At 65.7% G+C, this 15279-nt stretch carries 12 protein-coding genes; 7 read left to right on the top strand and 5 right to left on the bottom strand.

All coding sequences use genetic code 11. From position 1 onward, the window contains the following. The first annotated feature begins 158 nt into the window (after positions 1-158). From FJ417_RS11915 to FJ417_RS11935, 5 genes are all read left to right on the top strand, one after another. The gene (locus FJ417_RS11915; protein WP_140783549.1) at positions 159-1316 is read left to right on the top strand and encodes an efflux RND transporter periplasmic adaptor subunit; all 1158 of its coding nucleotides are present in this window, start codon (positions 159-161) and stop codon (positions 1314-1316) included. Further along, positions 1313-2887 (top strand): FAD-dependent monooxygenase, encoded by a 1575-nt coding sequence (locus tag FJ417_RS11920; RefSeq protein WP_140783550.1) that lies wholly within the window; start codon positions 1313-1315, stop codon positions 2885-2887. Before FJ417_RS11915 ends, FJ417_RS11920 begins: the two co-directional genes overlap by 4 nt. A gap of 118 nt (positions 2888-3005) precedes the next feature. Further along, positions 3006-6110 (top strand): efflux RND transporter permease subunit, encoded by a 3105-nt coding sequence (locus FJ417_RS11925; RefSeq protein WP_281405919.1) that lies wholly within the window; start codon positions 3006-3008, stop codon positions 6108-6110. Positions 6111-6184: 74 nt separating this feature from the next. Next, positions 6185-6598 carry a hypothetical protein gene (locus tag FJ417_RS11930; protein ID WP_140783551.1) on the top strand — a complete coding sequence of 138 codons (414 nt, stop codon included), beginning with the start codon at positions 6185-6187 and terminating at the stop codon, positions 6596-6598. A gap of 28 nt (positions 6599-6626) precedes the next feature. Then, positions 6627-6959, top strand: a complete 333-nt coding sequence (locus tag FJ417_RS11935; RefSeq protein ID WP_246672278.1) for a hypothetical protein — start codon at positions 6627-6629, stop codon at positions 6957-6959. Positions 6960-7071: 112 nt separating this feature from the next. Here the strand turns inward: FJ417_RS11935 and FJ417_RS11940 are convergent, their stop codons facing one another. After that, the gene (locus FJ417_RS11940) at positions 7072-8565 is read right to left on the bottom strand and encodes a winged helix-turn-helix domain-containing protein (protein WP_140783552.1); all 1494 of its coding nucleotides are present in this window, start codon (positions 8563-8565) and stop codon (positions 7072-7074) included. 145 nt (positions 8566-8710) lie between these two features. Here FJ417_RS11940 and FJ417_RS11945 point away from each other — a divergent pair, with 145 nt between their 5' ends. After that, positions 8711-9544 carry an AraC family transcriptional regulator gene (locus FJ417_RS11945; protein ID WP_140783553.1) on the top strand — a complete coding sequence of 278 codons (834 nt, stop codon included), beginning with the start codon at positions 8711-8713 and terminating at the stop codon, positions 9542-9544. A gap of 36 nt (positions 9545-9580) precedes the next feature. Here the strand turns inward: FJ417_RS11945 and FJ417_RS11950 are convergent, their stop codons facing one another. The 4 genes from FJ417_RS11950 to FJ417_RS11965 all read right to left on the bottom strand — a co-directional run bounded on the left by FJ417_RS11950 (position 9581) and on the right by FJ417_RS11965 (position 14450). Next, the gene (locus FJ417_RS11950) at positions 9581-10516 is read right to left on the bottom strand and encodes a bifunctional helix-turn-helix transcriptional regulator/GNAT family N-acetyltransferase (RefSeq protein WP_140783554.1); all 936 of its coding nucleotides are present in this window, start codon (positions 10514-10516) and stop codon (positions 9581-9583) included. 321 nt (positions 10517-10837) lie between these two features. Continuing rightward, positions 10838-11974 carry an alanine racemase gene (locus FJ417_RS11955; RefSeq protein ID WP_140783555.1) on the bottom strand — a complete coding sequence of 379 codons (1137 nt, stop codon included), beginning with the start codon at positions 11972-11974 and terminating at the stop codon, positions 10838-10840. Then, the gene (locus FJ417_RS11960) at positions 11971-13251 is read right to left on the bottom strand and encodes a D-arabinono-1,4-lactone oxidase (protein ID WP_140783556.1); all 1281 of its coding nucleotides are present in this window, start codon (positions 13249-13251) and stop codon (positions 11971-11973) included. Before FJ417_RS11960 ends, FJ417_RS11955 begins: the two co-directional genes overlap by 4 nt. 14 nt (positions 13252-13265) lie before the next feature. Beyond that, complete coding sequence (locus tag FJ417_RS11965) at positions 13266-14450, bottom strand: MFS transporter (RefSeq protein WP_140783557.1); 1185 nt, start codon at positions 14448-14450, stop codon at positions 13266-13268. 120 nt (positions 14451-14570) lie between these two features. Between FJ417_RS11965 and FJ417_RS11970 the strand changes: the two genes are divergently transcribed. Next, positions 14571-15197 carry a TetR/AcrR family transcriptional regulator gene (locus tag FJ417_RS11970; RefSeq protein ID WP_140783558.1) on the top strand — a complete coding sequence of 209 codons (627 nt, stop codon included), beginning with the start codon at positions 14571-14573 and terminating at the stop codon, positions 15195-15197. Positions 15198-15279 lie beyond the last annotated feature (82 nt).

Genomic DNA, 15279 nt, shown 5'->3' on the forward strand with positions numbered 1-15279 from the left:
ATTTTCAGAAACCGTTCGGGATTTGCCGGAGCCGAAATCGCAAAAAGATCGGGCTGGCGAAAGACAGGTTGCAACGCCTTGATCCCCTGCCAGCCAACGCAGTTTCCCGGCCGCCGCGTCCTCCCAAGCGCGGCCGCAACCTTGGGCATGGAGACAACATGATTGCCGCACGTTTTCACAACAGTCCTCTTGGGCACAACAAGCCGCTCAGGCGCCGCCTTGTCGCCGGCTCGATCGCCGCGCTCGCTTGCGGTGCCGTGATGGTCTGGCACGGCGCCAGAAGCGAAGCATCGAACGTCGCGCCGGGCACGCCCGAAACCAAGCTGGTCAAGGCAGTTTCGGTCTCGCCGGAACCCGTCGCGGATAACCGCGTCGCCATCGGCGAGATCAAGCCGAGGCTGGAGAGCGATCTCGGTCTTCGCGTTTCCGGCAAGCTCATCCAGCGCACCGCCGAGGTCGGCGCCACGGTGAAAAAGGGCGAGGTGCTCGCCCGGGTCGACGACCAGGATTATCGAAACCGGCTGGCCAGCGCGGAAGCCGATGTGACAGCGGCCGAGGCCGTGCTGGTGGAAGCCAGCGCCGCCGAAGCGCGTATCAGCGCGCTGCTCGCCAAGGGTTTCACGACACGCGCCAACCATGACGCGACGCTAAAGAATCTGCGCTCGGCCGAGGCCAAGCTGAAATCGGCGAACATCGCCTTCGCGATGGCCAAGGACCAGCTCGGTTACACCGAGCTCCGGGCCGAATTCGACGGCATCGTCACCGCCACCGGCGCCGAGGCCGGCCAATCGGTCAATGTTGGGCAGATGGTGGTACGCGTCGCCGATCCGGAGAGCCGCGACGCGGTGTTCTCTATCGCGGAAGCAGCCTTTACCAGCGACCGGCGCGGTCGAAAGATACCCGCCGTCACCGTCTCGCTGCTCAGCAATCCGGCGGTGTCGACCGCCGGCACTGTGCGCGAGATAGCGCCGATGGCCGACGCCGCCACCCGCACCTTCCAGGTGAAGGTTTCGCTCGAGAATGCGCCTGACGAGATGCGCTTCGGCGCAAGTGTCGCCGGCCGCGTCGAGATCGCCGGCGCTCCTGTCGTGCTGCTGCCGGGCAGCGCGCTGTTCGACAAGGAAGGCAAGCCCGCCGTCTGGGTGGTGTCGGCCTCGTCGGCTGTCGAGCTCAAGCCGGTCACCATCGCCCGCTACGAGACCGACCGCGTAGTCGTCAGTGCCGGGCTCACCAAGGGCGACCGGGTCGTCACTGCCGGCGTAAACCGGCTGCGGGAACACGAAAAAGTCCGTATCGTTGAGGGAGAAGGAAAATGACCATGTCAAAGACCAAGGTCCTCATCGCCGGCGCCGGCCCGACCGGGCTGACGCTCGCGCTCTGGTTGACCAAGCTCGGCGTTCCGGTGCGCATCTTCGACAAGGCCGCCGCTCCCGGCGAAACCTCGCGCGCGCTGGCCGTCCAGGCGCGCACGCTGGAATTCCACCGTCAGATCGGCATCGTCGACGACGTGCTTGCAGCGGGCGTGAAGATCGAACAGCTCACCGTGCACACGCCGGCAGGCGTCGCCGCGAGACTCCCGCTCGCCGATTTCGGCCGCGGCATCAGCCCCTATTCCTTCGCCTTCGCGCTGCCGCAGGACATCCACGAGCGCGTGCTGATCACGCATCTGGAGCGCGCCGGCGTCGAGGTGGAGCGCGGCACGGAGCTCATCGCTTTCCAGGACAAGGGCCACGCGGTCATCGCGACGCTGAGCAAGGAAGGCCAGACGGAAACCGTCGTCGCCAACTACCTCGCCGGTTGCGACGGCGCCCACAGCACAGTGCGCCACGGGCTGAATATCGGCTTTCCCGGCGGCGCCTACGAACAGTCCTTCTACGTCGTCGACGTGAAAGGCCGTGGCGACATCACCCGCAACGGCATGGACACGACCATCAGCACCTACGGTTTTGCCATCGTCATGCCGGTCCGGCAGTCGGGTTCGATCCGGCTGATCGGCATCGTGCCGAAGGCGCATGAGGCGGACGAGACGATCAGCTTCGAGGCGATACGCGCCGACGTCGAGCGCGACACCGGCGTAACGGTCGACGAGGTCAACTGGTTCTCGACCTACCGGGTCCATCATCGCGTCGCCGAGAATTTTCGCGTCGGCCGTGTGTTCCTCTGCGGCGACGCTGGCCACATCCACAGCCCGGCCGGCGGACAGGGGATGAACACCGGCATGGGCGATGCGGTGAACCTTGCCTGGAAGCTCGCTGCCGTCGTCCAGGGCCGCGCCGATCCGCGCCTGCTCGACAGCTATGAGCCGGAGCGCATCGCCTTCGCCCACAGACTGATCGAGAGCACGGACCAGGCGTTCCGCATCGCCACCAGCCGCTCGCGGCTCGTCGGCCTGTTCCGGCGCTATCTGATGCCGAAGATCCTGAACATCGCGCTGCACACGTCATACGGCTCGCGCGCCTTCTTCGGCGTCATCTCGCAGGCGGCGATCCAGTACCGCGCCGGCCCGATCAGCTCGGGCACAGCGGGAAAGATCAGCGGCGGCGACCGCCTGCCCTATGTGCCGATGCCAAGCAGCGACAATTTCGAGCCGCTGCGCTCGCTGGACTGGCAGGTGCATGTCTATGGCGAGGTCAATGCGGAATTCCGGGCCATGCTGGCATCGACCGGCATTCCGGTTCACGGCTTCGCCTGGTCGGAAACCGCCGCGAAAGCCGCCTTGCAGCGCGACGCCGCCTATCTGGTGAGGCCGGACGGGCATGTCGCGCTCGCCTCGCCGGTGCAGGAGGCGGCGAGCTTCCAGCGCTACCTCGCCGGCCTCGCCATCAAACCAAGGACGGCCGAGCGGGCGCCATACCGCGTACCGGGCACCATGCACAGCCTGGCCTGACTTGCCGCGGCGCCCGCCAAATGGCGGGCGCTGACCGGACCCAAACCATCACTTGTTTTCGCCAGCCGGCAGAAGCCGGCGGAACGCGCCTTCGCGCGCGCTGAGAGGGCTTTGCATCATGACCAGCTTCAATCTTTCCGAATGGGCGCTGCGCCACCGCAGCTTCATCGTCTACCTGATGATCGCGGCCGCACTCGCCGGCCTCTACGCCTATCGCGGTCTCGGCCGCGAGGAGGACCCGCCCTTCACCATCAAGACCATGGTGGTGAAGACGATGTGGCCAGGCGCCAGCACCAGCGACACGGTCGAACAGATCACCGACCGCATCGAGAAGAAGCTCGAGGAACTGCCCGATCTCGACTACGTCAAGAGCTACACCAAGCCGGGCGAATCCGTCGTCTTCGTCAACCTGAAGGACACTGTTGCCGGCGACGAGGTGCAGCCGCTCTGGTACCAGGTGCGCAAGAAGCTGGACGACATCAAGCCGACGCTGCCGTCGGGGGTGCAAGGCCCGTTCTTCAACGACGAGTTCGGCGACACCTATTCGCTGATCTACGCGCTCACCTCCGACAGCCTCAGCCATCGCGAGCTGAAGGATATGGCGACCAGCCTGCGCGCCGGGCTGCTCACGGTGAAGGACGTCGCCAAGGTCGACCTGATCGGCCAGCAGGACGAGAAGATCTATCTCGAATTCTCGACCCAGAAGGTGGCGGCGCTCGGCCTCGACGTCGGCACGCTGACGCAGGCATTGCAGGCGCAGAACGCGCTGACGCCGAGCGGCACGGTCGACGCCGGTCCCGAGCGCATCGCCATCCGCGTGTCCGGTTCCTTCACGTCGGAAGAGAGCCTGAAGGCGATCAACTTCTACGCCAACGGCCATTACTTCCGGTTGGGCGACGTCGCCGAGGTCAAGCGCGCCGATTCCGACCCGCCGCAGCCGATGTTCCGCTTCAACGGCAAGCCAGCGGTCGGCATCGCCGTCTCGATGACGGCAGGCGGCGACGCGCTGGCATTGGGCGAAAACGTCAAGGAGAAGATGCATGAGATGGAGGCCGAGCTGCCGCTCGGCGCCGAGCTCGGCATGGTCGCGGACCAGTCGCATGTCGTGGAAGAATCCGTCGGCGAATTCACCAAGAGCCTCGGCGAAGCGATCGCCATCGTGCTTGCCGTGTCACTGCTGGCGCTCGGCTGGCGCCCCGGCGTCGTCGTGGCGGTTGCCATCCCGCTGGTGCTGGCGATCACCTTCGTCACCATGCAGTATTTCGGTATATCGCTGCAGCGTATCTCGCTCGGCGCGCTGATCATCGCGCTCGGCCTGCTGGTCGACGATGCGATGATCGCGGTCGAGATGATGATCGCCCGCATGGAGGAAGGCTACGACAAGATCTCGGCCGCCACCTATGCCTATACCTCGACTGCCTTCCCGATGCTGACCGGCACGGTGGTGACGATCGCCGGCTTCGTGCCGGTCGGCTTCGCCAAGAGCGGCGCCGGCGAATACTGCTTCTCGCTGTTTGCGGTCGTCGCCATTGCGCTCGTCGTCTCCTGGGTCGTCGCGGTGCTGTTCACGCCGCTCACCGGCGTCTTCATTCTGCCGGACCGCATCAAGGGACATGGCGGCAGCCACCAGCCGTCGCGCATTGCCCGTGGCTTCCAGGTGCTGCTCGAAACCGCGATGCGGGCGAAGTGGCTGGTGCTGTCGGCGACCGCCGGGCTGTTCGCGCTCTCGGTCGTTGCCATGGGCTTCGTCGGCCAGGAGTTCTTCCCGAAGTCGGACCGGCCGGAGGTCATGCTCGATCTCACACTGCCGCGCACCGCCTCGATCAAGGCGGCGGACGCGGTCGTCGAGCGCGTCGAGAAGCTGCTCGCTTCCGATACTGACATCGACCATTGGAGCTTCTATGTCGGCCAGGGCGCGGTGCGCTTCTACCTGCCGCTCGACGCGCAGCTGGCCAACGACTTTTTCGCCCAGGCGGTGGTGGTGACCAAGGGCCATGCCGTGCGCCAGGCGGTCATCGACCGGCTGGAGAAGGAGCTGTCGACCGGCTTCGACGACGTCATGGCCCGCGTCACGCCGCTGGAACTTGGCCCGCCGGTCGGCTGGCCGCTGAAGTTCCGTGTCAGCGGTCCAGACCCGGACAAGACGCGGAGTCTCGCGCAGCAGTTCGCGCAGGTGCTCGGCAGCGACGCAGCGGTCCGCAACATCAACTACGACTGGAACGAGCCGGCCAAGGTCATCAAGGTCGAGGTCGACCAGGACCGGGCGCGTGCGCTGGGCATCTCCTCGCAGCAGCTGTCGGAGACGATCAACGCGATCCTGTCCGGCTCGAAGATCACCGAGATGCGCGACGACACCTATCTCGTCGACATCGTCGCCCGCGCCGTGGATTCGGAACGCGCCAGCATCGACACGCTGCGCGGCCTGACGATCAGCGCCTCCGGCGGACGGCGCGTGCCGCTCGAACAGGTGGCGAAGCTCAGCTACCAGACCGAGCCGCCGCTGATCTGGCGTCGAGGCCGCCTGCCGACCGTGACCGTGCAGGCCGACGTCGCGACGGGCGAGAACGCCACCATCGTGTCGAAGCGGCTGGAGAAGGCGATCGCCACGTTTAAGGCCGAGCTGCCGGTGCGCTACAGCGTCGAGCAGGGTGGCGTCATCGAGGACAGCGCCAAGGCGCAGGCCAGCATCTTCGTGGTCTTTCCGCTGATGCTGTTTATCATGGCTACGGTGCTGATGATCCAGCTGATGAGCTTCCAGCGCTTGGTGCTGGTGCTGCTCACCGCTCCGCTGGCCATCGTCGGCGTCGCCGGTGCGCTGCTTCTGTCAGGGGCTCCGATGGGCTTTGTCGCCATCCTCGGCGTGATGTCGCTGATCGGCATGGTGATCCGCAACTCGGTCATCCTGATCGCGCAGATCGACCAGCATATCGCCGCCGGCGAGGAGCCGTGGGCGGCGGTGATCAGCGCCACCACGCACCGGCTGCGGCCGATCCTGCTGACGGCGGCAGCAGCCATCCTCGGCATGATCCCGATCGCGCCGACCGTGTTCTGGGGACCGATGGCCTATGCGGTGATGGGCGGCCTGATGGTGGCGACCGTGCTGACGCTGGTTTTCCTGCCGACGCTCTACGTCGCCTGGTTCCGCATCAAGGTGCCGGAACACGCCGCGGCAGGGACCGAGCCGGTCACCGCCACCGCCGAACCGCAGGCCATCGCCGCCTGAGCGGCGAGGCACGGCAAGCCACGGCGGCGACGCCGCCGTGGCCGCATCCCAACAACAAACAGAAAGGCAAGATCATGTCCTCCTTCTACGGAAACCTCTTCGTTCGCCTGAACGCCAGCTTCCTGATGCTGGCGTCGGCCGGCGGGCTCTTCACCGACATTGCCGGCTCCTTCTTCGGGCGCGGCCCGGAAGCAATCCTGCTCGGCGATGCGCCCGGTACCGGCATCGGCTTCATCGAGGCGCACGGGCTTGCCCTGATCATCGGCGTGACGCTCTGGCGCATCGCCTATTCCCGCAACTGGCATGCCGTCCTGGCTGCCGTGCACATGCTGCTTGGAACGGCGAACCTTCTGTTCTGGCAGTTCTTCGTCGCCGCGGACGTGCTCGTCGTCGGCTACGTCACAACCACGGCGCACTGGGTGCTCGTGGTTGCTCACCTGGCGGCGCTGACGGGCTCGACCCGGCTTGCCGCTCAATCCTCCCACTAGACTTCAACCAACATCTGGAGAAACCAACATGCCCATGAAATCCTTGAAGAAATACCGCTCGGCCGCAGCTCTGCTCGCCCTTGCGATCACCGCTGTCGAAATCGTCGGCAGCGCCGTGCCCGCTTTGTCGCCGGTCAGCACCGCCGAGGCCCGCATCGGGGCGCCGTGGACGCCGCGCAGCGCCGCCGGTGTCGCTCGCCGCACCACCACCTGGCGCGTGCTGCGGCACACCACGGCCTGGGTCGCGACGCTGCCCACCGGCTGCGTCCGCACCAAGGTCAACGGTTTTGACGTCTGGCGCTGCGGCGGCACTTACTACCGGCTCTATCAGGGCCGCTACATCGTGGTCGTGGCCGATTGATCGCCTCGGGCGTCAGCTAAAGCGCGTCGCCCTGAAACGGATTCAGTCGACGCGCTTTTAAGTCGCTGTTTTTGATGCATGTCGCTATCCGCTGCACACCGGGCGACATGCCTTAGCCGAGGGCAAGCCTGACACCCTCGGCGAAATGCTCGGCATCAGCCTTGTTCTCGAACGGCACGCCGCGCAGCGCATAGTCGATCGGCGAGAACGGGGCGCCCTCCTCGATGAGTGCGATCTGCCGCCGCGCCTTCTCCATGTCGCCCATCTGGGCATAACAGGCCGCGAGCCGCGTGCGGATCCACGGCGCTGGACGCGTTGCCAGTTCCAGTGCGTCGGCCGCCTGCCGGTACTCGCCCATCATGTAGAGCGCCAGCGCGCGATCGAACTGGTACCAATGCGGGTGCAAGGGATCGATGCGGATGCCGCGTGCCAGCCAGGTCAGCGCTTCCAGCGGCCGGCCGCGCATGGTCAGCAGCATGCCCATCTGCTCGATGCTGTCGGCATCGTAAGGGTTGAGCTGCAGCGCAATGCGCATGTGGTGCTCGGCCGCCTCGTGATCACGCATGTAGAGGCGGATCAGCGACTGCACGCGATGACCGGTCGGCTGGTCCGGCGACAGCGCCAGGCCCTTGTCGGCAAGGTCGCGCGCGTTTTCCAGCACGGCATCGCTGGCACGCCCGAATTCGCCGTCGAGCGAGCGCGCCAAGCCGAGATAGGTGTAGGCCAGCCCGTAATTCGGATCCTTGGCGATCGCCGCCTCGAACAAGGCTTCGGCGCCGCGCTGGTCGGTCTGGGCCGGGTCGCGCAGCAGCGCAAAGCCACGTATCAGGAGCTCGTAGGCGGCAAGGCTGGTGACCGGCTTGCGTGACGCCTGCTGCAGCCCTGCATTGGCGACCCGCGTGACCAGGCGGCTGACGATCTGCTCGACGATCTCACGCTCGATGGCGAACAGGCCTTCGCCATGCGACTGGTAGCGGTCGCCCCAGAGTTGGCTCGCGGTGGCGATGTCCACCAGACTGACGGCGACCACGACATGCTCGCCCTGACGGCGCAGCGAGCCCTCGACCAGATAGTCGGCGCCGATGCGGGCGCGGATCTGCGGCCACTCGGCTCGGCCGAAGGAGGCAAAGGAGAAGCTGGAGTTCCGCGCCAGCACAGTGACGGTGCCGAAGCGCGCGACGCCATTGATCAGGTCTTCCGCGAATCCATCGACCATGGCCTCGTCGGCCGGATCGCCGCTCTCATTGCGGAAGCGCACCACGGCGACGATCGGCTGCGTGCTTATCTCGGGCGCCGCTTCGGCTTCCGCTGCCAGCATGTAGCCACGCTTGGAGACGGTGCGCACCATGTCGTCGCCCAGCACCTTGCGGATCTCGCGCACCGACTGCGTCAGCGAATCCTCGGTGACGTAGACGTCCGGCCACACGACATCCATCAGTTCCGATTTCGGCACCACGCGGCCCATGTTGCGGGCAAGATGGGACAGCAGCGCGAAAGCCTTCGGGCGCAGGAACAGCGGCTCGTTAACGCCGCGCAGCGTGCCCATGGCAAGGTCGAGCGTGAACCCGCCAAAACGAAAGACCTGATCGGCTGTCGCCGGCGCCATCGGGACACCCCCCGGACAATGCTTTGCGCCGCATCGCTTCCACTCGACGCGGCATGGTCTAAGCGCATTATTGCCCAGCGCGCAATTTCGATCAAACTGGCCGGCGGCGCGAGGGCTAATGTCGCCGCGCCAAATGCGAGGAACCATGAACCCGACCGAGAAAGCGCTGTGGTTTGTCGAAAGCCATCTGCCGGACGCGATCAGTTTCGACGAAATAGCGCAAAGCAGCGGCGTATCGCGCTTCCATGTGACGCGCGCCTTCGGCGCCGCCACGGGACGGTCGGTCATGGGTTATATGCGGGCGCGCCGCTTGAGCGAAGCGGCGCGCAAGCTGGCCGGCGGCGCGCGCGACATCCTCTCGGTCGCGCTCGATGCCGGCTACGGCTCGCATGAGGCGTTCACACGGGCCTTTCGCGATGAATTCGGCACCACGCCGGAGCTGGTGCGCGCGCAAGGCTCGACCCGAAACCTCAACCTCGTGGAGCCCATTCTGATGGACAGTTCGCTTCTCGCCACACTCGAGTCGCCGTGCTTCGAGACCAGCCGCCCCTTCCTCATCGCCGGTCTCGGCGAACGCTACAGCTGCGAGGCCAGTGCCGGCATTCCCATGCAATGGCAGCGCTTCGCCCCCTATATCGGCAACATTCCAGGCGAAGTGCCCGGCGTCTTCTACGGCGTGTGCACGAATGGCGACGATGCCGGCAATTTCGACTATGTCGCCGGCGTCCAGGTGACGGATTTCTGCGACCTGCCGAAGGATTTCTACCGTGTGCGGGTGCCGGCGCAGAAATATGCGGTGTTCTCGCATCGCGAGCACATCTCGACCATCCGCCGGACCATCAACACGATCTGGAACAGCTGGCTGCCGGCCTCCGGCCACGAGATCGCCGACGCACCGGAATTCGAGCGCTACGGACCCGAATTCGACGCGCGCACCGGCAATGGCGGGTTGGAGATCTGGTTGCCGGTGAAGGGGTGAGCGCCTTCCCTTCAGCTTGTGGGAGAAGGGAAAGAGCTAAAGTTCCAGATCCCACGTCTGCCCGACCAAGTCCTTGCCGAAGGAATGGTGGCGTTCCTCGTCGACCAGCTTGAAACCCACGGCCTGGTAGATGCGGCGGGCCGCGCCCAGTATGTCGTTGGTCCATAAGGTCAGCGTCTTGTAGCCTTTGGCGCGCGCGAAGGCGATGCATTCGTCGACTAGGCGCGCGCCGATGCCAAGGCCGCGCGCCGATGGCTCGATATAGAGCAGCCTGAGCTTCGCCACCTCCGGCGACTTGCGCACGACGAAGACGGAACCGACAACCTCTCCCGCGCGCTCGGCGATCCAGGCACGCTCCCATTTCGGATCGAACTTCCTGACGAATTCGCCGAGGATCTCGGCGACCAGCGCCTCGAAGGTCCCGTCCCAACCATACTCCTGCGTATAGAGCATGCCCTGGCGGCGCGTGATCCAACCGATGTCGCCAACCTGCAGCGGCCGCAGGATGTAGGCTTCCTTCGGTTCGGGTTTGTCGCCGAGCAGCTCCTGTACGGTACGCATGGCCTTGACCAACCGCTCCTGGTCGATGGGCGCCAGGCGATCGAGCAGCGCGCGCACCTGGTCGTGCGAATCCTGGTTGAGCGGCGCGAAGGCCTGCCTGCCTGCGGGCGTCAGCGCGATCGAGGCGCGGCGCGCGTCCGCCTCGGTGGCTTCGCGCTCGACCAGGCCGCGCTCCTCGAATTTCTTGAGAAGACGGCTGACATAGCCGGGGTCGAGGCCAAGCTCGCGCACCAGGTCGCTGGCGACCAGCCCCTCGCGGTTGGCAAGCTCATAAAGCACCCGCGCCTCGGTCAGCGAGAACGGGCTCTTCAACAGGCCCTCGTCGAGCAAGCCGATCTGGCGGGTGTAGAAGCGGTTGAAGGACCGGACTGTGTCGATGCGCTCCTTGCGGGGGTGGTCGTGGATCGTCATGGGGATTTCCTCCTGTCTTGGACAGGATCAATCATTTAGTTGACTGAGTCAATTAATAGGCCCGCCTTCGTATTCCAGGGCGGAGCAAGGAGCGCAGCGACGCGCGCAGACCCTGGAATACGAAGGCGGGCCTACAAGCGCAGCAACGGCACAGACCTTGGCGCTGAAACGCCGGCATCGGATACCTTCTTCTACACCGTATTCGTTCTACGGTAGGCGGAATGGCATGGATTCTAGGGTCTGCGCTCCGCTTCGCGTCGCTCCGCCCTAGAATGACGACCTCACGGTCACCAGTGCTAATAGCGAGCGCTGAAGCGCCCCTCACCCCATCGGCAGCACCGGCCAGAACTCCACGATGCGCGCGGCCGAAAACACCGCAATCGCCCCGAAATGCTGCAGCACCGCCTCACTCTGCGTCGGCCGCAGGAAGGCGTAGTCGCCGGGCTTAACATCCGCGCCTGCCGGCAGGCTCATGAACTGCTGGTTGGACGATAAACCGATCAGTCCGTTCGGCTTCATGCCTTCGGGAAACACCGGCTCGGCCATCCACTTGCCGCCATAGAGATAGCAGCCTTTGCGCGCGAAGAGACCGAGCGACTGCAACGCCCTGGAAACCGCCGGCGGCCCCGGCAGCATCGCATCGACCGCCTTGAGGATCGGCGTGGCGATGAAAGCCGCCGGCTGGAAGCCGCCGAGGCCGGGCGTGTCGAAATCCTTGGGCAGCACGAAGGCCGAGCCGATCGACACTTCGTTAGCGACGCCCGAGCCATGCAGCAGCGCCGTCTTCGAGCCGCCGATGTTGAGGATGCGGCGCGCCTCCGGCTCCAGCGCATCGATGAAGCCGGCAGCCTTGGTCGAGGCCTGCTTCAGCGCCTTCTCCGCCCCGCCGAATAAACCGGGGATTTCCGGCGCATGCGCCTCATAGGCCATGATGCCTTCGCAGTGCAGACGATCCGGTATCGGCAGCGCCTTGATCTCGGCGGGGCTGGAAAAGCCGCCGCGATGCAGGCCGACGTCCACCTCGAAAGCGAAGCGCAATTCGGTGTCGAGCGCGGCAGCGAGCGCGCCATATTCCGCCAGCCGCTCCGGCGTATCGATCAGCCAGCAGACGCGCGACCACCAGCCGGCGCCGCCTCTCGTCAGCGCGGCCCTGGCGGCGCCGACCGGCATCGGCTTGCCATAGAGCAGGTCGCCCTCGGGAAAAGCGTCGAGCACGGCCTGCGTCACCGGCGGATGGAAGGTCATGAAGCGGTTGGTTTCGAGTGCTCGCGCGATGTGCGAGAGCAGCGGCATGCAAGGCAGCGACTTGTCGACCAGTCGCACCGCCAGGCCCGGCGCCAGCCTCTCCTTAACCAGCGCGATGTTGCCGTCCAGCCGGTCTCGGTCGAGAACAAGGCAGGGCCGGAAAATCTCGGCGGCTCGCAATGCGTCGGACAGAGCGGTGAAATAGGCGCTCATTGTTGGATGCCGAACAGGCCGGCCATGTAAGGCGAGACGAAACGGTTTTGCGGATCGATGTCGCGCCGCACCGCCATCGCGTCGTCCCAGCGCGGATAAAGTTTCTTGAAATCCGTTGCCTTCAGGCCGTGCATCTTGCCCCAATGCGGCCTGCCGCCATACTTGTGGAAGATGGGCTCGGCGGCGCGCATGAAGGGCAGCGGGTCGTTCGCCGCATCGTGGTGGATGGCGATCGAGCAGGTCAGCCTTTTGTAGAAAGGCGAAAGCCAGAATTCGTCTGGCGCCACCGAACGCACCTCCATCGGGAAATAGACTTCCGGGAAGTGCTTCTCCGTCAGCGCGATGATCTCGGCCAACGCCTTGGGGCCTTCCTCGTAAGGCAGGTGGTACTCCATCTCGTTGAATTTGGTGCGACGGTCGCTGGCGTAGACGTTGAGCCAATCCTGCACATAGTCCTCGGAGGCCACTTTCTTCACCGCGCCCCTGATCAGCGCGCGGCGCAGCGACGGCAGCCAGCGCAAAGCGGTGCGCAGCTTGCGCAAAGTCGCCAATCCTTCCTCGTCATCCTCGGTCGGCCGCGGCGTCGGCGCTGCGCCACTGAGATCGCTGGCAATGAACTGCACGTAGTCGGCGAAGGGAATGTAGTAGAACTCGGCCGAGCGATGCGCGGCCATCATTGTCTCGAAGTTTTTGAGCATGTCGCCGACCGGCAGAATCCATTTGCGGCGGCGCAGCCGATAGGTCGCCATGTTGTTCATCGTCACTTCGGTCAGCACGCCGAAGCTGCCCAGCGCGACGCCGGTGGCGTGGATCATGTCCAGGTCGCCAGCGCGGCTGTACTCGCGCAACTTGCCTTGCCCATCCACCAGTTGCAGCGCCTCGAGCTGCGTGTGATAGGCGCCGAGCGCGGAGCCCGAGCCGTGCGTCGCCGTGCCCAGCGCGCCGCCGATCGCCTGACGGTCGATGTCGCCCATGTTCGGCAGGCCCTGGCCGATGTCCTGCAGGATGCGCATCAGGGCGCCGAGCCTGGTTCCCGCCCTCACCCGCGCCCGGTTGGCCGCCGCCTCATGCGAGACCAGCCCCTCGATCTTCTCCAGCGAAACGATGGCTCCTTCGGACTGCACCAGCGGCGTGAAGGAATGGCCGGCGCCTGCGACGCGCAGCGGTCCGGGCGCCGAGCGCACCAGATCGGCCAGTTCCCCGGCATCGGCCGGGGTCGCGATCAATTGCGGGGAAGCCGTGACGAAGCCCGACCAGTTGCTCCAGGCGGCTGCCATCCCAATCCTCCCGCTCAGGCCCGACCGCGCCGGCGCGCAACCAGCACGAAGACGCCGAGCAAAAGCACGCTGGCCAAGGCGGTGGCGGCGGCGAATTCGGGCACGGGCCGGAAATTCTCGCCGTCGATCAGCAGCGAGGCGGCAATCGGGCCGATGGCGAGGCCGAAGAGTTGCGCGGCCGGCACCAGGAGTGCCGCGGTGCGCGTCTCGTCGGCGGTGATGGCGAGGCGGATCTGGTAAGGCACGATGAAGAGCAGGATGAAGCCCATCACCAGCGCCACCGCCCAGAACGTCGAAAGACCCGGGCCGGAGGCAAGCAGCACCGAGCTGATCGCCGCGATGACCCCGATGGCGGTGATGGCAAAACGATAGTCGATGCGCGCCTCGAAGATTGTCGCGGTCATGGCGCCGAGCACCTGCGCGGCAAGGCTCGCCGAAACCATCAGACCGACGGTGCGGCCATCAATGCCGAACTGCGCGCCGATGGGCTCGAGGAAAGCCCAGACGGCGCCGAAGAACATGAAATAGCAGAAGATCGACAAGAGCGCGGTGAGCGCCGGGACGGTTGCCACATTGGCGAACTGCTCTTCCTTTGGCAGGTCGGCATAGTCGTCCGGCACGGTCCAGGCGACGACAAGCGACAGCAGGCAGACGATGCCGAGCGCGATGAAGCCGCCGGCCGAGCCGGCTCGCGGCACGGCATAGAGCGCGAGGATCAGCGCCAGCGCGCATTGCGCCAAGGTCTGCAGCGTGACGAAATAGCCGCCGATGCGCTCGGCGCGACGCGAGCGGGCGATCAATTCGGTGGCGACCGCGACCAGCCCGCCCTCCGCCAAGCCGGCCAGCGTGCGCGCGCCGATCAGCGCATTGGGAGTACCGGCATAAGCCGTCCAGAAATTGGCGAGCGCGAGCAGCACGAGCAGCACCGCGCTCTTCCGGCGCATGTTCCTGGCAGGGAGCAGCATTGCCACTACGCCCGAGCCGATGGCGATGGCGATCATCTCGGCGGTGGCCACCAGCGCGAGTTCGTCGCCGGTGACATGGCCTTCAGTGTAGAGCGCACCGAGCAGCACCGGCTGCAGGCCAAGGATGAGCAGGCCGACCGAGCCGATCCACAGCGCCGAGGCGAGCTGCAGTCCGGTCGGATTGCCGACAAGCCAGTCGTCATTTTCCGCCTGCGCGGCTTGCGATGCGGTCACGAGTGCCCCTCCCTTGCAGCTCGATCGAAAAACTGACAAGTTGTCAGTATTTCACGAAACTGATACTTGATCATGTTTCTTGTCAACCACGAATTCGCGAGCTCCCACGGGATTTGGCGCATGACGCAGACAAGGCGAACGGCGACGGAACCGCGGCGCAGGCCGAAGCAGGAGCGCAGCCGCGAGCGCATCGACGCGATCCTCGCCACCACCATGCGGCTGATCGGCGAAAAGGGCATCGACGCGGTGACGATGAAGGAAGTCGGCGCGCTGGCCGGCGGGCCGATCGCCACCGTCTACCACTATTTTCCGTCGAAGTCGGCGATCCTGGCGATGCTCTATGAGCGGTTTTCCGAGGAAAGCCGGGCGCGATTCGGCGCCATCATCGCCGGGATAGGCGGGCTGGGCGACGTGACCGCGGCGGCCGACCGCCTGCTCGACGACTATTATGCCCGCGTCGCCGCCGACCCGGCCATCCAGGACCTGCAGAACGCCATCCAGGCCGACAAGGCGCTGCAGCATCTCGACATCGCCGAGACGCGGCATCAGGCGAAGATGTTCTGCGACCATGTCGGTCCGATGATCGCGCCGGAGCGGCGCGAGGCGTTCGGGCGTGTCGTGTTCCTCATCTTCCAGCTTGCCGGCGGCGTCGTGCGGCTGGCGCTGACGCAGGACAAGGAAGAAGGCCGGCGCACGATCGACGACTATCGGTCGATCATTCACACGCAGTTGCGGTTGTTTCTGTAGGTCTCGGCTTGCTGAAGAATGGAACCGTGGAGTTCCTTCGCGCCCCCCTCTGTCCTGCCGGACATCTCCCCCACGAGGGGGG

Source organism: Mesorhizobium sp. B3-1-7, assembly GCF_006439385.1.
In the GTDB taxonomy this organism is placed as follows: domain Bacteria; phylum Pseudomonadota; class Alphaproteobacteria; order Rhizobiales; family Rhizobiaceae; genus Mesorhizobium.

Coding starts and splice junctions, on each gene's coding strand:
- FJ417_RS11940 (WP_140783552.1), bottom strand. CDS start 8,565: ATGGCGCCGGCGACAGCCGATCAGGTCTTTCGTTTTGGCGGGTTCACG.
- FJ417_RS11930 (WP_140783551.1), top strand. CDS start 6,185: ATGTCCTCCTTCTACGGAAACCTCTTCGTTCGCCTGAACGCCAGCTTC.
- FJ417_RS11925 (WP_281405919.1), top strand. CDS start 3,006: ATGACCAGCTTCAATCTTTCCGAATGGGCGCTGCGCCACCGCAGCTTC.
- FJ417_RS11955 (WP_140783555.1), bottom strand. CDS start 11,974: ATGAGCGCCTATTTCACCGCTCTGTCCGACGCATTGCGAGCCGCCGAG.
- FJ417_RS11915 (WP_140783549.1), top strand. CDS start 159: ATGATTGCCGCACGTTTTCACAACAGTCCTCTTGGGCACAACAAGCCG.
- FJ417_RS11970 (WP_140783558.1), top strand. CDS start 14,571: ATGACGCAGACAAGGCGAACGGCGACGGAACCGCGGCGCAGGCCGAAG.
- FJ417_RS11935 (WP_246672278.1), top strand. CDS start 6,627: ATGCCCATGAAATCCTTGAAGAAATACCGCTCGGCCGCAGCTCTGCTC.
- FJ417_RS11945 (WP_140783553.1), top strand. CDS start 8,711: ATGAACCCGACCGAGAAAGCGCTGTGGTTTGTCGAAAGCCATCTGCCG.
- FJ417_RS11920 (WP_140783550.1), top strand. CDS start 1,313: ATGACCATGTCAAAGACCAAGGTCCTCATCGCCGGCGCCGGCCCGACC.
- FJ417_RS11950 (WP_140783554.1), bottom strand. CDS start 10,516: ATGACGATCCACGACCACCCCCGCAAGGAGCGCATCGACACAGTCCGG.
- FJ417_RS11960 (WP_140783556.1), bottom strand. CDS start 13,251: ATGGCAGCCGCCTGGAGCAACTGGTCGGGCTTCGTCACGGCTTCCCCG.